The organism is Nostoc cycadae WK-1, assembly GCF_002897135.1.
Lineage (GTDB): Bacteria > Cyanobacteriota > Cyanobacteriia > Cyanobacteriales > Nostocaceae > Nostoc_B.
Genome location: NZ_DF978425.1, coordinates 157,623 through 174,606, shown reverse-complemented (window position 1 = coordinate 174,606; position 16,984 = coordinate 157,623). Strand labels below are relative to the sequence as shown.

General features: G+C 40.3%; 16 protein-coding genes. 4 read left to right on the top strand and 12 right to left on the bottom strand.

The window, feature by feature from the left end; all coding sequences use genetic code 11:
* Positions 1–175: 175 nt before the first annotated feature.
* The 7 genes from NCWK1_RS08895 to NCWK1_RS08865 form a co-directional block, all read right to left on the bottom strand.
* Positions 176–1,537, bottom strand: coding sequence for a (Fe-S)-binding protein (locus NCWK1_RS08895; RefSeq protein ID WP_103124462.1), 1,362 nt, complete (start codon positions 1,535–1,537; stop codon positions 176–178).
* Between the two features lie 151 nt (positions 1,538–1,688).
* On the bottom strand, positions 1,689–2,972 hold the full coding sequence (locus tag NCWK1_RS08890) for an FAD-binding oxidoreductase (RefSeq protein WP_103124461.1): 1,284 nt from the start codon (positions 2,970–2,972) through the stop codon (positions 1,689–1,691).
* Between the two features lie 83 nt (positions 2,973–3,055).
* On the bottom strand, positions 3,056–4,402 hold the full coding sequence (locus NCWK1_RS08885) for an FAD-binding oxidoreductase (RefSeq protein WP_103124460.1): 1,347 nt from the start codon (positions 4,400–4,402) through the stop codon (positions 3,056–3,058).
* Positions 4,403–4,508: 106 nt separating this feature from the next.
* A complete protein-coding gene (locus tag NCWK1_RS08880; protein WP_222838776.1) occupies positions 4,509–5,324 on the bottom strand; it encodes an ABC transporter permease in 816 nt (271 codons plus the stop codon).
* 16 nt (positions 5,325–5,340) lie between these two features.
* Positions 5,341–6,093 (bottom strand): ABC transporter ATP-binding protein, encoded by a 753-nt coding sequence (locus NCWK1_RS08875; protein ID WP_103124458.1) that lies wholly within the window; start codon positions 6,091–6,093, stop codon positions 5,341–5,343.
* Entirely contained in the window at positions 6,090–7,157 is a 1,068-nt protein-coding gene (locus tag NCWK1_RS08870) for an ABC transporter substrate-binding protein (RefSeq protein WP_103124457.1), read from the bottom strand. The genes NCWK1_RS08875 and NCWK1_RS08870 overlap by 4 nt, the downstream gene beginning before the upstream one ends.
* Before the next feature lie 30 nt (positions 7,158–7,187).
* Positions 7,188–7,658 (bottom strand): tetratricopeptide repeat protein, encoded by a 471-nt coding sequence (locus tag NCWK1_RS08865; RefSeq protein ID WP_015115012.1) that lies wholly within the window; start codon positions 7,656–7,658, stop codon positions 7,188–7,190.
* Between the two features lie 460 nt (positions 7,659–8,118).
* Between NCWK1_RS08865 and NCWK1_RS08860 the strand changes: the two genes are divergently transcribed.
* The 4 genes from NCWK1_RS08860 to NCWK1_RS08845 all read left to right on the top strand — a co-directional run bounded on the left by NCWK1_RS08860 (position 8,119) and on the right by NCWK1_RS08845 (position 12,430).
* Positions 8,119–9,378 (top strand): GTP cyclohydrolase II, encoded by a 1,260-nt coding sequence (locus NCWK1_RS08860; protein ID WP_103124456.1) that lies wholly within the window; start codon positions 8,119–8,121, stop codon positions 9,376–9,378.
* A gap of 178 nt (positions 9,379–9,556) precedes the next feature.
* Complete coding sequence (locus NCWK1_RS08855; protein ID WP_103124455.1) at positions 9,557–10,759, top strand: URC4/urg3 family protein; 1,203 nt, start codon at positions 9,557–9,559, stop codon at positions 10,757–10,759.
* 120 nt (positions 10,760–10,879) lie between these two features.
* The gene (upp, locus tag NCWK1_RS08850) at positions 10,880–11,515 is read left to right on the top strand and encodes a uracil phosphoribosyltransferase (RefSeq protein ID WP_096579613.1); all 636 of its coding nucleotides are present in this window, start codon (positions 10,880–10,882) and stop codon (positions 11,513–11,515) included.
* 510 nt (positions 11,516–12,025) lie between these two features.
* Entirely contained in the window at positions 12,026–12,430 is a 405-nt protein-coding gene (locus NCWK1_RS08845; protein WP_096579611.1) for a Na-translocating system protein MpsC family protein, read from the top strand.
* Here NCWK1_RS08845 and NCWK1_RS08840 read toward each other — a convergent pair.
* The 5 genes from NCWK1_RS08840 to NCWK1_RS08820 form a co-directional block, all read right to left on the bottom strand.
* A complete protein-coding gene (locus NCWK1_RS08840; protein ID WP_096579609.1) occupies positions 12,399–12,794 on the bottom strand; it encodes a response regulator in 396 nt (131 codons plus the stop codon). The two genes, NCWK1_RS08845 and NCWK1_RS08840, sit on opposite strands and share 32 nt — an antisense overlap.
* A 322-nt stretch (positions 12,795–13,116) precedes the next feature.
* On the bottom strand, positions 13,117–14,055 hold the full coding sequence (locus NCWK1_RS08835) for an ABC transporter permease (RefSeq protein ID WP_103124454.1): 939 nt from the start codon (positions 14,053–14,055) through the stop codon (positions 13,117–13,119).
* Between the two features lie 115 nt (positions 14,056–14,170).
* Positions 14,171–15,214, bottom strand: coding sequence for an ABC transporter permease (locus NCWK1_RS08830; protein WP_103124453.1), 1,044 nt, complete (start codon positions 15,212–15,214; stop codon positions 14,171–14,173).
* 7 nt (positions 15,215–15,221) lie between these two features.
* Positions 15,222–15,893, bottom strand: a complete 672-nt coding sequence (locus tag NCWK1_RS08825; RefSeq protein WP_103124452.1) for a DUF1877 family protein — start codon at positions 15,891–15,893, stop codon at positions 15,222–15,224.
* Positions 15,871–16,917 carry an endonuclease NucS domain-containing protein gene (locus NCWK1_RS08820; protein ID WP_103124451.1) on the bottom strand — a complete coding sequence of 349 codons (1,047 nt, stop codon included), beginning with the start codon at positions 16,915–16,917 and terminating at the stop codon, positions 15,871–15,873. Before NCWK1_RS08820 ends, NCWK1_RS08825 begins: the two co-directional genes overlap by 23 nt.
* Positions 16,918–16,984: the final 67 nt, after the last annotated feature.

Genomic DNA, 16,984 nt, shown 5'->3' with positions numbered 1-16,984 from the left:
ACTTAGATATATAGTTAAAAGTTCTGGGCGAATATAATTCACTACTACACAAACAAAGTCCGCCTATTGCGCTTGGCGCACCACGCGGACTAATCAAAAATCAAAGGTTTTGAACCCACGTACTGCTTCGCAGAAGCCGTAGGCTAGGTGGGTTTTGTCTGTGTAGCCGCGACTTCTAGTCGCCAAGGCTTAATTTCACACCTTGAATTGCATAATCTAACAATTCCATTGGGTGCATCACAGCAATATTTTTCCCCTGCAATTCTAAATGTTTGGTAATCTGTAAAGCACAACCAGGATTCGGAGAAGCAATTAAATTAGCACCAGTATTTAATAAGTTTTGTACCTTTTGTTTACCTAATTCCTCAGCGACTTCTGGTTGCAATAGGTTATAAACCCCAGCACTACCACAACATAAAGCTGCGTCTAAAGGTTCTCTTAAAGTCACGCCAGGAATTTGATGTAATAATTGACGCGGTTGCAGACTAATTTTTTGCCCATGTAATAAATGACAAGCATCTTGATAAACCAAAGTTAAAGGTTTATCTGTGATTGGTGATAGTTTAGCTGTTAAGCCAACAGTTGCTAAAAATTCTTGCGCGTCTTTGACTTTAGCGGCAAAATTCTCTGCCTTTTCTCGATATTCTGGATCATCCGCTAAAATATGACCATATTCTTTTAAAGTATGTCCACAACCAGCAGCATTGATAATGACAAAATCTACATCAGTATCAGCGAAACTATCAATCATTTGCCTTGCTAAAGCTTTGGCTTGTTCGGTTTGTCCTTGGTGTTCGGGAAGTGCAGCACAACAGCCTTGAGATTTAGGAATTACCACCTCACAACCGTTCGCTGTTAATACTCGCACTGTCGCTTCATTCACAGAGGAGAAAAACAGCCGTTGCACACATCCTAAAATCATCCCAACTCGATAGCGTTTTTGTCCCTTGGGGGGAATAATATCTGGTAAATTATCTTGAAAAGATTTGGCAGTAATTTGTGGCAGAATTGATTCCATTGCTGCCAACCTTGGCGAGATACTTTTGAGAATGCCAGTTGACTGTAATAGCTTAGAAAATCCTAACTTTTGATAAACAAATAATGGTACAAGTAAAATGCGTAAAATATCTGGGTTGGGAAACAAAGAAAATATCAGTTGGCGGATAAGTTTATCTGGTAAACTGCGAGGATAATTACGTTCAACTTGGTGGCGAGTGGCGGAAATTAATTTGTCATATTGTACGCCTGAAGGACAAGTTGACACACAAGCAAGACACCCTAAACAACTATCAAAATGTTCAACTGTAGCTGTATTTAGGGCAATTTCACCTTCATTAATTGCATCCATCAGATAGATTCGTCCTCTAGGAGAATCCATCTCTTTACCAATTACCCGATAACTAGGACAAGTTGAAAGACAAAATCCACAATGTACACAAGTATCAATTAACTTGGGGTCAGGCGGATGATTAGCATCAAAACCTGGTAAATTTTTGATACTAGCTGTATTGTTAATAGAATTTTCTGAAACCTGCATATTTCCCCTCTGAGTTGAAAGTGCTGAGTGCTAAGTGCTGAGTAAAAATCAGAGTCTCTCTTTCATATAAAGTGCTGAGTAAACATACTAGCCACTCTTTTATGCTGGGCTATAAAATAAGTTTCATAAGGGCTTTCTTAGTGGTAGTGAGTTAAATTTCCCCTACAAATCGACCCGGACTTAAAATATTTTGGCTATCAAACTGTGCTTTAATGCCACGCATCAACGGTAAAGCATTACCAGAATATCCCCAAACATCAATATTTTGTTTGACTGTGACAGGTGCAGTTAAAATAGATAAGAAACCTTGATGATTTTGAGTGCGATCGCGCAATTCCAAAACTTGATTCTGCTCCTCTAATTGTAGCCAACCCAAGCCGCTACTGATATGAATTAACCCGATTTTCACTTGATTTAATATTTCCACAGCCGCACTTGGTAATATTCCTATTTTGCAAGTAATTGCTGCATCTGTGTGAGGATAATTAATTTGATTTTGCAATCTCTGCCATAGATTAGTATCATCGGCATCGGCGTATATTGCCCCATTTAAACCTAACTGTGTGCCTACCTCTAAAAGTCGGTTTGATTGTTCTTTGACACTTTCACTAATACTTTGAAAACGGGCAATTAATCCTAATCCTTGACCTAACCCTAAGTTAGATACAAGTTGTGTGGATAGCAAATCAGCTTGGGTTGGCGTTAACGCTGAACCCCGCAACGTAGAAGCCGCTTGAGATATAGCCTCGGCTGCACCAGTCAGCACCACAGTACCTGAAACTTCTTGCATCGGATAGACACGAAAAGTTACTTGACTGATAATTCCTAATGTACCGTAAGACCCAGTAAACAATTTCATCAAGTCGTAGCCAGCAACGTTTTTGACAACTCGTCCACCAGCTTTAGCAATTTGTCCATCAGCACGGATAAAAGTAATACCTAACAACTGGTCACGGACACTACCATAACGTTGTCGCAGAGAACCTGTATCACCAGTAGCCACAATACCACCGATAGTTGCCTCATCTGGTGCTGTGGGGTCAAGGGCAAGAAATTGGCGTGATTTTGCCAAAATTCCTTGGAGTTGGGCAAATTTCATCCCAGATTCCACGGTGACAGTCAAATCACCAACAGCGTGTTCAATGAGTTGGTTAATGTGTTCTGTACTGACTACAATATCAATGCCTTTAGCTAAACCACCCCAGTTAAGTTTACTACGACTACCACAAGGCAGAACGCGCCACTTATTTTGATAAGCAGTGGCCATAACTTGAGATAATTGTGTTTGAGTGCGAGGATAGACAATACAATTAGGGGGATTTATGGAAGTTGTCGCCTGTTGAATAGGTTTTTGTTGACTGGCTTCTAGATTTTCCCAAAGAACAGTATTTTCTTCGCCAACAATAGATGCAATATCAGTCGCAATACCTTTCATTAGTTTAAGTAGCTCAGTGTTAAAAATTATCGTTATGGCAAGGTAGGAGGCAAGGTAAGAGTTCTTACTCAGCACTCAGCACTTTAATTTACCTTGAATTCCAGCACTTTACTCTTACCAGGATTCATTAACCCATAAGGGTCAACCATTTCTTTAAATTTCAACTGTTCAGGATCGATGACTTTTCTACCGCCGTCTTCAATAATATAGGTATGAGGATTAGCGATAAACACACCTTTTGCTTCGTGGTAGTGAATAATCTCATTTAGGCGGGTTTCGGTGGTGTAACGCACAAGTTGTAAAGCCGCAGGTACTACCCGGCCATTGACGCGAATAAATTCTAAGTGCATCATTACTTCCTCACCGAAATAATCATACAATTCTTCTACTAGCTCTAAACCTTTGTCGGCAGGGAAGATAGATTGCAAGTAGGTAATAGAAGTATCGACACTGCGGGCGTGTAACGTGGTGTGGTTCCAGGTAAATTCAGCCAAATTTAAGCCTTTACCTGCTTCTTGGGCTGGTTTTTGATAAGTAATTTGACCGCCGTATTGCTGTACCAAACCCGGCAATAGTTCTAAACTTGGTTCTGCAATCATTAATAAGGCTGCATGAGTACCATCAGGAATGTATTGTTGTAGGGCGCTAAAATATTTTGGGATAGGTGAGGCAAAAATAGAGATGATTTTTTTGATCATCCCATCAGCGTTACCTAATGACTGACCAAACTTAGCGGCTGTCATAAAGTTGTCAAAGGTGACAATAACTTCCGCCCAGGGATAAGCACTACCTAAAGGAATTTCAACTTCAGTAATAATGCCGTTAATTCCCCAAGCGTGGTTAACTTTCTGCACATCGTCACCACGCAGTTCGATCGCACGGGGTTCATCTTCTAAAGTTACCACGCGCAATGCTAAAAGATTGCCGCGATCGCCCAGTAACCCATACTGTATCGAACCAATACCACCACTCCCACCAGCGATAAACCCCCCAATAGTTGCTGTGCGGTAGGTTGAGGGTGCCATTCGCATTTCCCAGCCACTTCCCTTTGCTTTTTTATCTAAGGTGGCTAATTTCACCCCAGCTTGTACCCTCGCCACTCCTGGTTTTACCCAGAGAATTTCCTGCATTTTGGTCATATCTAAAATTACGCCACCGTGCATTGGTACACATTGCCCATAATTTCCAGTTCCCGCACCACGTACGGTTACAGGTATGCGTAACTTTGCACAGGTAGCCGCTACTTTTATCACTTCCGCTTCATTTGCCGGACGCACCACAATATCCCCGACTTTGCCTGCTAACTTGGGTACAAGGACAGGGCTAAAGGTGTGGTAGTCCTGGGATAGTTTTGCTACTTGGTGAGGGTCAGTGAGGGTTTCTATACCTGTAAAAGCAGCGCAGAGGGTATCTAAATTGGTAGTTGCCATAGTCTTTTGTTTAACGCAGAGTCACACAGAGGTAAGTGCAGAGTAACGCTGAGAATTTATCTCTTTGCGCACCTTTGCGTGAACCTCAGCGCACTTTTGCGTTTTATTAGTTTTCATGTTTAACGGCGCTTTCGTGCCATTTACTTAATATAAAGTCTGATAGGTAACTGAGGCTGATAAATATTAGTACGCCTAAGCCAGTGGTGAGGAATAAAGCCGCAAACATCCGGGGAATTTGGAGGTTGTAGCTAGAAATTAGGATACGGTAGGCAATGCCAGCTTTTGCCCCACCTGTCCCGGCGACAAACTCTGCAACTACAGCACCTATTAAGGCTAAACCACCGCTAATTTTTAACCCACCTAAAAAATAAGGCATGGCACTGGGTAAGCGGAGATACCATAAAGTTTGCCAGCGTGAGGCTTTGTAAAGTTGAAAGAGGTTGAGTAAGTTGCGGTCAACGCTGTTGAGTCCGAGGGTGGTGTTAGAGACGATGGGGAAAAAGGCGACTATCCAAGCACAAACTACAAGGGCGGCAAAGGTGTTATTTTTAAACCAGAGAATGATAAGGGGTGCGATCGCTACTATCGGCGTTGTCTGTAAAATAACAGTGTATGGAAATAAACTTTTTTCTATCCACTTACTTTGAGTAAACAAAATTGCAATTAATAAGCCAGAAACTACAGCAGCAATAAAAGCCGCCACTGTAATTTGTAACGTAATTAATAACGAAGAAAATAACTCGTTCCAGTCGGTAATTAACGTTTGAAATACCAACAAAGGGCCAGGCAAAATATAAGGCGGTAAATTAGTTACCCTTACTAAAATATCCCACAGCAGCAAAGCCACCACACCCACTACAACAGGTGCTAAAACCTCAGCAGAAATCAACTTACTTTGTGTCTTCCTATCAAAAATCTTCATCAGCATCCATCTGCGGTTAATTCATAGTTTCGGCTAAACAACGGGCAACCTTGCGGCAATATTCGTTATATAGTACTGATGTCCGAAACTCTTCATCACGGGGATAAGGTACATCAATTGCAATATCCGCTACCACCCGCCCAGGATTTATCCCCATAACTAACACGCGATTCGATAAATACACCGCCTCGTAAATATTATGGGTCACAAATACCACAGTCCAGTGATACTTTTGCCACAAATCTAGTAAATCACTGTTGAGTTTGCTGCGGGTAATTTCATCTAAAGCCCCGAAGGGTTCATCCATTAATAGAATGTTTGGTTGAGTAACTAATGCCCTAGCTATGGAAACACGCATTTTCATCCCCCCAGATAACTGTCGGGGATAGCTATCAGCAAAATTGGTCAGTCCGACTAATGCTAAGGCTTGCTGGACTAAATTTTGAGCATCTTGCTTCGGCACTCTCGCCAATTTTAGCGGTAGGCGGATATTCTCTCTCACCGTTGCCCAGGGCATGAGGGCGGCATCTTGAAAGACAAAGGCTAATTTTCGCGCTGCTTGTGGTATGCCCCAGTCAATGTTACCGGAACTGACTTTACCTAATCCGGCTATTAGTCGTAGCACTGTACTTTTACCGCATCCGGAAGCACCCACCAAGCTGATAAATTGTGCTTCGGGAATTGCTAAGTTCAGGTCTTGTAAGGCAACAGTGCCATTAGCGTAGACCTTGCTAATTTGATGGAGTGTAATCGCTGGATGGTTACTCATGCAGACTTGTAATAGTCTATGCCTTTATTGACGAATTGCAAGGTAAACGCGTCTTTGTAGTTAACATTGGGTTTGTAAACCCCAGCCGTTACCATGCTATCGTAGAGTGCTTTCCAGCGTTCTTCACTCATTGACCCGATCCCTTGTTTTTCGGCAGTACCAGAAGTAATAATCCCATATTCTTGGAGTTTTTGAATGCCGTATGCTAGTTGGTCATCGGTCATTTCGGGGTTATCTTTTTTGATGAGTTGGTTTCCTGGTTGGGGATTTTTGAGGTAGCTGTACCAACCTTTAATAGAAGCGTCAACAAATCGCTGGACTAAATCGGGATTTTTTTCTACTAGTTCTTTTTTGGTTTCAATAGTTGTGGCGTAGGTAGAGTAACCATAATCTGCTAGTAAAAAGACTGTGGGTTTAAACCCGCCTTGTTTTTCAATGGCGTAGGGTTCTGAGGTGATGTAACCTTGCTGTGCGGAAGTTTTATCTGCCAGGAAGGGGGCGGGATTAAAGTTATAGGGGCGTTTTTGGTCGTCGGTAAAACCATACTTAACTTTCAGAACTGGCCAATATGTGACGTTTGCTGCTGCTGAGATATAAATTGGTTTGCCTTTGAGGTTGGCAAGGGTTTTGGTTGCTGTGTTGGGATGGGCTATTAGGCACTGCGGGTCTTTTTGAAAGATGGCCGCGACGGTAATTTTGGGGATTTGTTGGGCAATGGCGTTAATGGCATCGATGCCATATCCCATAAAGAAATCAACTGCACCCCCTACTAACAACTGAGTGCCGCTAGGTACTTGTGGGCCGCCCATTTTAATGGTGACATCTAGACCGTGCTTTTGATAAATACCTGTGGCGATCGCTTGATAAAATCCGCCATGTTCTGCTTGTGCATACCAGTTTGTCCCAAAGCTAATTTTATCTAACTGTGAACTAGAGTAGGTGGGTTGGTTATTGTTGGTGCAGGCAGCAAGCAAGCTGCTACCCATACAAATGGAACCATACTGAATCAACTGGCGGCGACTAAGGCGATGAATCACTGTTGTTGAGGGTGGTAACGGATTCATAGAACAAAAGAATGTAATCAGACAGATGTTTTAACTGAGTCTGAGTGTACATTCTAAAATTAATTTTTGATTTACTAAAGAATAGGGTTGAATTGTTAAAGCACGTTTAAAGGCTTTAATGGCATCAAGATACTGACCAATGGCGGCATAACATAAGCCCATACCATGTAATGCACCAAAATGCACTGGATTAATTTGGATAACCATCTGACAGTCTGCCAGAGATTCTTTATATTTACCGACACTGTAGTACAGAAAAGCTCGACGATTCCAAGCTTCGGCAAAATCAGGCTGTTCTTGAATCAGTTGGGTTAACAGTGACTCAGATTCAGTGGTTTTACCAGCATCCAGTAATTTTTGACTTTGGTCGATTTTTTCCAGACCATGAATTCCCTTTTGCTGAAACCATATCCGCCATAGTTTCTTAGTTGCTTTTTCCCGGACAGAAGCATTAGGGTTCTTCAAATCTTCAAGTAAGGAATTAATAGATAAAGAATCCATGAATTTGAGAGATTTTGAGATTAGTGTTTTTACCTTATTAATAACTTTCGCACAAAATTATCTTCTCAGTGACATTTAATGTCATCTTTAAATTTATTCCACACTAGTATGAATAAATAGCGAATTTTATGTTAGTAATTGTATTAACCAATACTGACAAATACGAAACTCTACATAATGGAGTTGTAAACAATTAGTCATTAAACAAGCACACATTAAAAACAAACAACTTACTACAGATAGTTGACAACTACTTAGTGACTAATAATTCATAAAAAAATTACATAAACCTATGACTAATAGTTCCTTGATGGTAAAAGCCCTCCGGGTTATCTGTTGAATCAATCGAAAATCCTCAATCTTTTAACTCGGATCTATTAACGTCTAAAATTCTCCAACCCCGTGTTTCGCTATGGGGTCAATCCAAAAACCAGAATCCAAAATATAAAATTGTATGACTATGCCAAAGCCAAATAGTGTGTCCCGGCATATTGTTTTAACTTCCCATCCCAGTAATTTCGGCCCCAAGCCAATTGCAATTAACTGGGGCGTAAGTGAACCACTAGAACGCGGCCCGGTAATTGCAACGTTGACTAAGCAAGTTCATCGCAACGTGATTGGTACTCATTCGGGCGGTTATGCAATTTATCGCGCTTTAGCGGTGGCGAGTGGCGCTTTGCAAACAGACCACCGTGCTGATTTAACGAATACTTCGCCCATTGAGCATATTGGCCCCCATCCTAGTTGGGGTGATCCTGAGAAAATTGTCTCACTTGATCCCTTTGGCGCGATCGCCCCAGAGGTTTTTTCTACTTATTTACAACAGGGTTACGATATCCGCCCAACAATTGCTATCACCAAGGCGCATATCAATATGCCAGAACTGCAAGAGGCGGTGGCGAAAGGGCGCTTGCAGGTAGATGGGCAAATTATGAAACCTGGCGGTGATTTGGTGGTGACGAAAGCAGCCATTGAACCAGTTTGGTATTTACCAGGAGTTGCTAAACGCTTTGGCATTACCGAAGGAGATTTACGCCGCGCCTTGTTTGAACAAACTGGGGGTATGTTCCCCGAACTAGTGACACGTTCTGATTTAGAAGTATTTTTACCCCCAATTGGGGGTTTAACTGTATATATTGTGGGAGATTTAACCGCAATTACCGACCCGAATAAACCTGTGGCTGTGCGGGTACACGATGAGTGTAATGGTTCTGATGTCTTTGGTTCAGATATTTGTACCTGTCGCCCTTATTTAGTCCACGGCATTGAGGTATGTGTCCAAACTGCCCAAGAAGGCGGTGTGGGAATTATTGTTTACTGTCGCAAAGAAGGCCGGGCTTTGGGAGAGGTGACGAAGTTCTTAGTATACAACGCCCGGAAGCGTCAAGAAGGAGGCGATCGCGCTGATGCGTATTTTGCCCGGACAGAATGTGTCGCAGGTGTCCAAGATATGCGCTTTCAGGAATTAATGCCGGATGTGTTACATTGGCTGGGCATTACGCGCATTGACCGGATGGTGTCGATGAGTAATATGAAGTACAACGCCATTACTCAGTCAGGTATTGAAATTGTCGAACGCATTGCAATACCCGAAGATTTGATTCCTCAAGATGCGCGGGTGGAAATTGAAGCGAAGAAAGCTGCTGGTTATTACACTACAGGGGATGTGTTGGATACAGATGGTTTAGCAGAGGTGAAGGGGCGTTCTTTGGAAGTGTGAAGTCTGAAAAGTTTCATCAATTCATACTGATATAACCGTTGTATTATCACTTTCTTGTGGGATGAACTTTTAGTCCGTCCGTGAATTTTAATCTGTGAGAGTGTTCAGATCCCCGACTTCTCAAATAAGTCGGGGATCTCGTAACCCCTCAGAATTTATGGCATTACAGGGGTGAAGGGTGGAAAAAGTTGAGTATCTTCGTTCGCCTAGGGCGATAAGAGAAAGGTGTGGGCAAATTTTTGCGCTGGTGAATCAGGGGAAGTCGCGTTACTTTACTTGTGATTTGTCGCAGTTGGAAAGAGTGGCAGATTATGTAATTGAGGTGATGCGGGGTGAGTATCCAGATTTAGATATTCCCTTTCACAGTCGGTGGCGACATTTTGCAGCACAGGGTGTACCGCGTTTGGCAACGTTAAATAATTTGTTAGCGGGACTAACGCCTTTACAACAAGCGATTGCTAAGTTTGATTTGGCAATTGTGAGTGTGTTGTTAGATGCAGGGGCGGGGGCGAGTTGGCATTATTTTGAACAGTCAACAGGCTTGAGTTTGGGGCGTTCTGAGGGGTTGGCTATTGCAAGTTTTGAGATGTTTTGTCAAGGGGCGTTTTCGCTGTCAGGTCTACCGCAAGTTGATGGGTTGAAGTTGCTGAGGTTAACTGAGGCAGAATTAGCACAAGGGTTTCAGGTAAGCGCAGAAAATCCATTAGTGGGAATGAGTGGGCGATCGCAATTATTACAGAGATTGGGACGAGTCGTGATTGCTTTCCCGCATTTATTCGGCGAAGAAAACCCACGCCCAGGCAATTTAGTAAATTATCTTGTGAGTAAATCTCAAAATGAACAGTTAGCAGCAACAACGGTATTAAGTGCAGTGTTAGAAGGGCTGAGTGACATTTGGCCGGGAAGATTAACAATTTCTGGTGTTAATCTTGGTGATGTCTGGCAACATTCAGCTATAAATGATGATGGGTTAATTCCCTTTCACAAACTTTCGCAATGGTTAACATATTCTTTGTTAGAACCATTACAAGAAATGGGTTTAATTATTACTGATTTAGATGCTCTAACTGGATTACCCGAATATCGTAATGGTGGTTTATGTCTCGATTTAGAATTAATTAAGCCCAAAGATCCAAATATTTTGCATTCATCTCACTCTGTAGGTTCAGAATTAATTATTGAATGGCGGGCTTTAACTGTGATTTTGTTAGATGAAATTGCAGAAACAGTCCGTGAAAAGTTAGGCATGAATGTTGCAAAACTTCCTTTGGTGAAAATCCTCCAAGGCGGAACCTGGACAGCCGGACGCAAAATTGCCGCAGAACTAAGAAAAGGTGGTCAACCCCCTATCCAAATTGACAGCGATGGGACAGTATTTTAGTCAATAGTCCATTGTCTATTGTCCATAGCCAGTAGGAGTAGAGTAACAGCAAAGAGTAACTAATTACTATTGACCATTGACTATTGACTATTGACTATTGACCATTGACTAATAACCAAAATGCAAAATCAAGTAACAGTTATTGATCATCCCTTAATTCAACATAAACTAACTTTGATGCGGAAGGCTGAAACTAGCACGACGAAATTTCGCAATCTCCTCAAAGAAATTAGTCTGTTGTTAGGTTATGAAGTAACGCGCAATTTACCGCTGAAATACGAAGAGATTAAAACACCCCTCGCCCCAATGAATGCACCCGTGCTTGCACCGGATAAAAAGCTGGTGTTAGTGTCTATCATGCGTGCAGGGCAGGGAATTTTAGATGGTATGTTAGAATTAATGCCATCAGCACGGGTTGGTCATATTGGTTTATACCGTGACCCAAAAACATTAATTCCAATTGAATATTATTTCAAAGTTCCCCACGATGTTGAGCAGCGGGACATGATTATTGTTGACCCAATGTTAGCTACAGGAAATTCTGCTGTTGCGGCTGTGGAAAGGTTGAAATCTACTAACCCTTTATCAATGAGGTTTGTTTGCTTACTTGCAGCACCAGAAGGTCTCCAACATTTCTGTAACGTTCACCCTGATGTGCCGATTTATACTGCTGCTATTGATGAGTATTTGGATGAACACGGTTATATTATTCCCGGTTTGGGAGATGCAGGCGATCGCTTATTCGGGACAAAATAAGTAGGTACTATCCATTTTTGGATGCTCTCTAAATCTATCTTGTGACAGAGAGCAATCTATCCGTTGATTGATTATTGTTGGTCTACTAGCTAAACAAATTATTTCTATAAGTAACAAGTTTTCTCAGAAGTTTATAAGACCTAAATTTTTTAACCAAAAAATATTTAATGGACTGCCTCATTTTATCAAATGTTGTGCAGATTTTGAAGACAAAATTAACTGGTTTAGCAGAAATGTTTATTATCTCTACAATCAATATTTCACCTGATATGGCTTGTTTTTAAGTGATAATAGCTAAGGTTATGATTGCACTATAAGTTTTTTATTATTTAAAATGGGTCAATATTTTAGCAAAATTAAATACCAAAAAAATATAATTTAATTTCACATTGATGGTTTACATAGGATGATATATGTACTATGAATAGATATTATGTGATACCAATCATAATTTTATTGAACCCATACTCAGTTAACTCAACATCTAGATAATAAATACTGACGAAAATAATGTCATACCCAACTATTGGACAACTTGAGAGAGAAATTGCACAGCGTATCAGTGCTTTATATTATGAACAGCTAGGGCAGCGCCCAAGCCAAGTTGTATGTCATTTTTTTGATACAGAATTGGTGATTTCTTTAGAAAAATCGGCTTCTCCTGTTGAGGTAACACTGATATCTGGTGGCTATGGGAATTTGGCAGAACAAGTCCGCTTATTTTTAGACAAAATTATTAAACCACATCTGCAAAATTTGATTGAAGAAATCATTGGCAAGCCAATACTTGACTTGATGACAAATACAAATTTAGCTACAGGAAGGACTGGGATAATTGTAGTTTTACAACAGTTACCAGAAGTGCGGAATCCTGAATCTATTCCTAAAGCAAACTGGAAGAATTTAACTGAGTGAGATGGCGAGATAATAGCACTCCTAATTTCTTCAAGTCGTAGGGTTTTGTGAGATAGCCATCAGTACCTGTTAAAAATAAGCGTTCGGAATTTTGTTCTAGATACCAAGGGATAGCCGCAATGACGGGAATTTTTGCAGTTTTTTTCTCTCGCTTGAGGTAATCAATCACTTGACCGCCGCTAATATCAGAAATCATCATATCTAAGATAATTAAATCAGGTTGATGTGTTTGTGCAACTATCAAAGCTTTGATGCCTTGCTTTGCACAAATGCAAGAATAATTTAATGCTTTGAGGTGATAATTTAGCAGTTCTAAATTGTGTATATTTTCTTCTACAACTAATATCAGTGGCTTTCCGTTCATAAACAACAAGTCACCTTTAAATTAAAGACTACCTACCCAAATTTTGAATTTTCAATTCAAGAATGACCTTACTTTTAGTAAGGTCACATTCTCTAGTAAATATTTGATGGTTTACGAGGTTATTTTCACGCGGCTATATGCGGCTGGAAATGAACTAGCTCGTGTATGACTCACTAGGTTGATTGTCTATGCTGAAGTTAAGGGTAGACAATGACAAGCTAATGGCACTATCAAGCAAACATCATGATTAAAAGTGTACATTTTCGTAAGGGTTATGTGCAACTGTAGCAAGTATAAATTTTTCTAAAAACTATTATAGAATTTAATCTAGTCCGCGATTTTCGGGAAAATAATTAACGCCTAAAGCCTTTGGGGGAGAAGCTTTACCAGCTAATCCGAGTAATGCGAACAAAGCGATCGCATAAGGTAACATAACTAGGAATTGGTAAGGAATGTTAGCGCCCAAAGCCTGAATACGCAACTGTAAAGCTTCTGTCGCTCCAAACAATAAACAAGCTAAAGTACTGCCTATAGGATGCCATCTACCAAAAATTAAAGCAGCGATCGCAATAAATCCTCTACCTGCACTCATTCCTTCGCTGAAAAATCGAATTTGCACCAAAGCTAGATACGCACCGCCTAAACTCGCCAAACAACCACTCAGCACCACTGCACAGTAACGCACCATTGCAACGGATATCCCAGCCGTCACCACCGCTTGGGGATATTCCCCTACCGCCCGCAAAGTTAAACCAAAGCTGGTATGAAATAAAACATATACACTAACAGCAATTAAAAATAACAGTAAATAGACAAGAATATCTTGCTGAAACAATAGCACTCCCAACACCGGGATATTTGCCAAACCAGGAATAATCAAAGGCTCAATTCCTGGTAATCTTTGGGTACTCGCACCGTGAAACACCAACCGCGCTAAAAACGACGTTAACCCAGCAGCTACCAAATTAATTGCTAACCCCGATACTAACTGGTCAACTCGTAAAGTCACGCATAAAAAAGCGTGGAGTAAACCCACCAAACCCCCAGCTATCACAGCCGCAAGGATACCAACCCAGACATTTTCGGTATAGAAGGTAGCTACCGCACTGCTAAAAGCACCAGTCAGTAACATTCCTTCTAAGGCAATATTTAATACTCCCGAACGTTCAGAATATAATCCGCCCAAAGATGCAAAAGCCAAGGGGACAGTAAGGTGTAAACTGGCGACTAGGTAATCAGAGAAGAAGTTGAGGTTATTCATAGGATTTTTTAACGCAGAGTATCGCCAAGGTAAACGCGGTGAGACCAGCCCCCGTCTTGGCGGTTTCCGTCACGATGGGGGACTGGCGAGGGAGTATCGCAGAGTTTTTTTGGCGTTAAGCCTCAGCTTTCCTTTGGGTTTCTATGGCGAGACTAATAGCAATAAATAATACAGTCAAACCTTGAATAGCATAAACTACGGTAACTGGAACCCCGGCGCTACGTTGCATGACATTTGAACCACTACGCAAGGCGGCGAAAAATAATGAAGTTAGGATTACACCGCCAATATTACCGCGACTGAGTAAAGCGATCGCAATGGCATCAAAGCCATAACCAGGAGAAACTTGTTCAAATAAGCGATATTTTAACCCCATCACTTCACTTGCGCCTGCTAACCCAGCTAAACCACCAGCTAACGCCATGACTAACATAATGGTGCGTTCAACTGACATACCAGCATAACGGGCGGCAATGGGGTTTAATCCGACGGCGGTGATTTGGTATCCTAGAGGCGATCGCCCTAACAAAACCCATAATATCATCGCCGCCATTAACGCCAAGATAATTCCCGCATGGGCAAGACTTCCCGGTAGAATAATTGGTAACTGGGCAGACTTGGCAATTAATGGTGAATAAGGACTGGGTGCGGCTGGTGCTTTTAAAGGATTTTGTACCAAATAGCTAACCAAATTCACCGCAATATAATTCAGCAGCAAAGTTGTAATAACTTCATTCACTCCCCGCACAGCTTTCAAATAACCTGGTATCCATCCCCAAACCGCACCAAAAATAAATCCGGCGCACAAAGCCAAGGGAATATGAATAATCGCAGGTAATCCTTGCACATATAACCCAATTAAAGCACTACCCAACGCACCAAGATAAATTTGTCCTTCGCCACCGATATTAAATTGACCAGCCTTTAATGCAACTAAGACACCTAAACTGGTGAATAATAGCGGTGTCATTTTGGTGAGGGTGTTACCAAAACCAAAGTAATTGGCAAGTGACTCTTGAAATAAAGCCGTGTATGCAGTGATAGGGTTTGCGCCTGCAAAGATGATGAGAATTGCACCCACCAGAAGGGCAGAGGCGATCGCAATTAGCGGTGATAGGATTGGTAAAAATCTATGATTAATCCAATTAATTGGTTTCATTTATTCTCTAACCAAACTCAAGAAACATTGCGTTTCCTTTAGCCGCAGCATCTTGGTAATATTTCACAAGGGGATTATATGTGTAATCAAATAAATGATTGTAGCTATCTTCCGGTAATCCTCTAAACTTCAACCTTTGTCTGATTTCATCCATAGAAAAATCTGATAAAGCCTTGGCTATCTGTTGAACTTCATCAACGCTAAAATAATACAATGGATAGTCACCGCCATCATATTCAATTCCTTGACTGGGGCTGACAGCCCTAATTAAAGGAAGATTATCTGCTAGATTTTCACTTACAACTAATTTAGATAAATGAAATTCTTCATCATAAAATTCATATCCAGTAAGTAAAAAATTGATTGGTTGCCAAGTTTTATCCAAGTCTAAATACTTACTTTTACCTTCATTAATAATTAAAGGAATATCATCCTTCATTTTTCCAAATTTTTCTGGTTTGTGCGTGACTAATTTATCTAATCTTTCTTGTAAATAATTAGTTGCTTCATTAAACCACTCAACATCATCAATATCATTTGGGTCGATTGTAAATTCTTCCCAAAATGGTGAATCTTCCAAGTATTGTGCGTCTAAAAATATACCTGCTAACTCAGAATAATTTTTTATTTTCTCCAATAAATATGGAGATACTTGTTTAAGTTCTAGTGTAGTTCCCATTTTGAGTTATTTTATGTAGCCCAGCAATAAATATGTCTACTTCATCTAAAGTCTTGAAAAATCCTTCATGTCCGCACCAATCAGGTGTAGCACTAGGGTAATTTTCCCAAGCATATTTTGATGAGGGTAATAAATCTATTATATTTTCTAGATCTATACCCCAAGATTCTGAAAATCTTGTTGTGTATATACGAAATTTTAGACCTTTTTCCCCATTGCTTTCTACAGGAATTAAAGTAAATATAGTTTTATTACTTTTTTTAAAACTCAATGAACTTCTTGTTGTTGAAACAACGGTAAAATATTTATCTACTAAATTAGTATAAAGTTCAAAATATATTTTTTCTAAACCATGTCTCCTAGCAATTTCTTCAAGCTCTGCATAAGATAAATTTGGCTGTCTTTTAGAATTATTTTGTCGCTGTGTATTCTCTTCTACCTGATTTGGTTCAATTAAAAATACTCTTGCTAATAATTCTCTACCATCTTCACTACGGAAGTACTGAAAAGTTACCGCATTAATACTAACTCCATAACTTTCTGATAGATAATTAATAATTCTTTCAGAGCTACTATCTATTTCAGAAGCAACAATTAATATATGATGATTTGTATTTATAACTTCAGGTAATTCTATCTTAAAAGTTTTTTGAAAAGCCTTATCTAGTTCTAGATTATATTTATTCATCAAGTAACTATTTGCAATATTAGTAATATGGTCATTTGATAAATATTTTACCCAAGAAGCATAATCTAAGGCTTGAGCAGTAACTTCTCTGGGAGTTTTGCCGCGTTTTAATTCTATAATGAAAATATCTCCTTTTTGATCTAGGCATAATAGATCTATAAATCCACCATAATCTGTTTGAACCTCTTTACCTATTACCAATAAGTTAGGTGAAATAATAGAAATATCTTGCTCTAACCAATCTTGTATACGCTGTTCAAAGTCAAGCTTAGATTTTTTGATTTCACTAAGGTTCCCTGTAGTACAGACATCCCACACTCTAATATCTTGTGGCATAGTAGTTCGACCTGAAATAAATCAAGCCAAGTTAACATACTTGACCAATCCATGTCTACTTACTTAC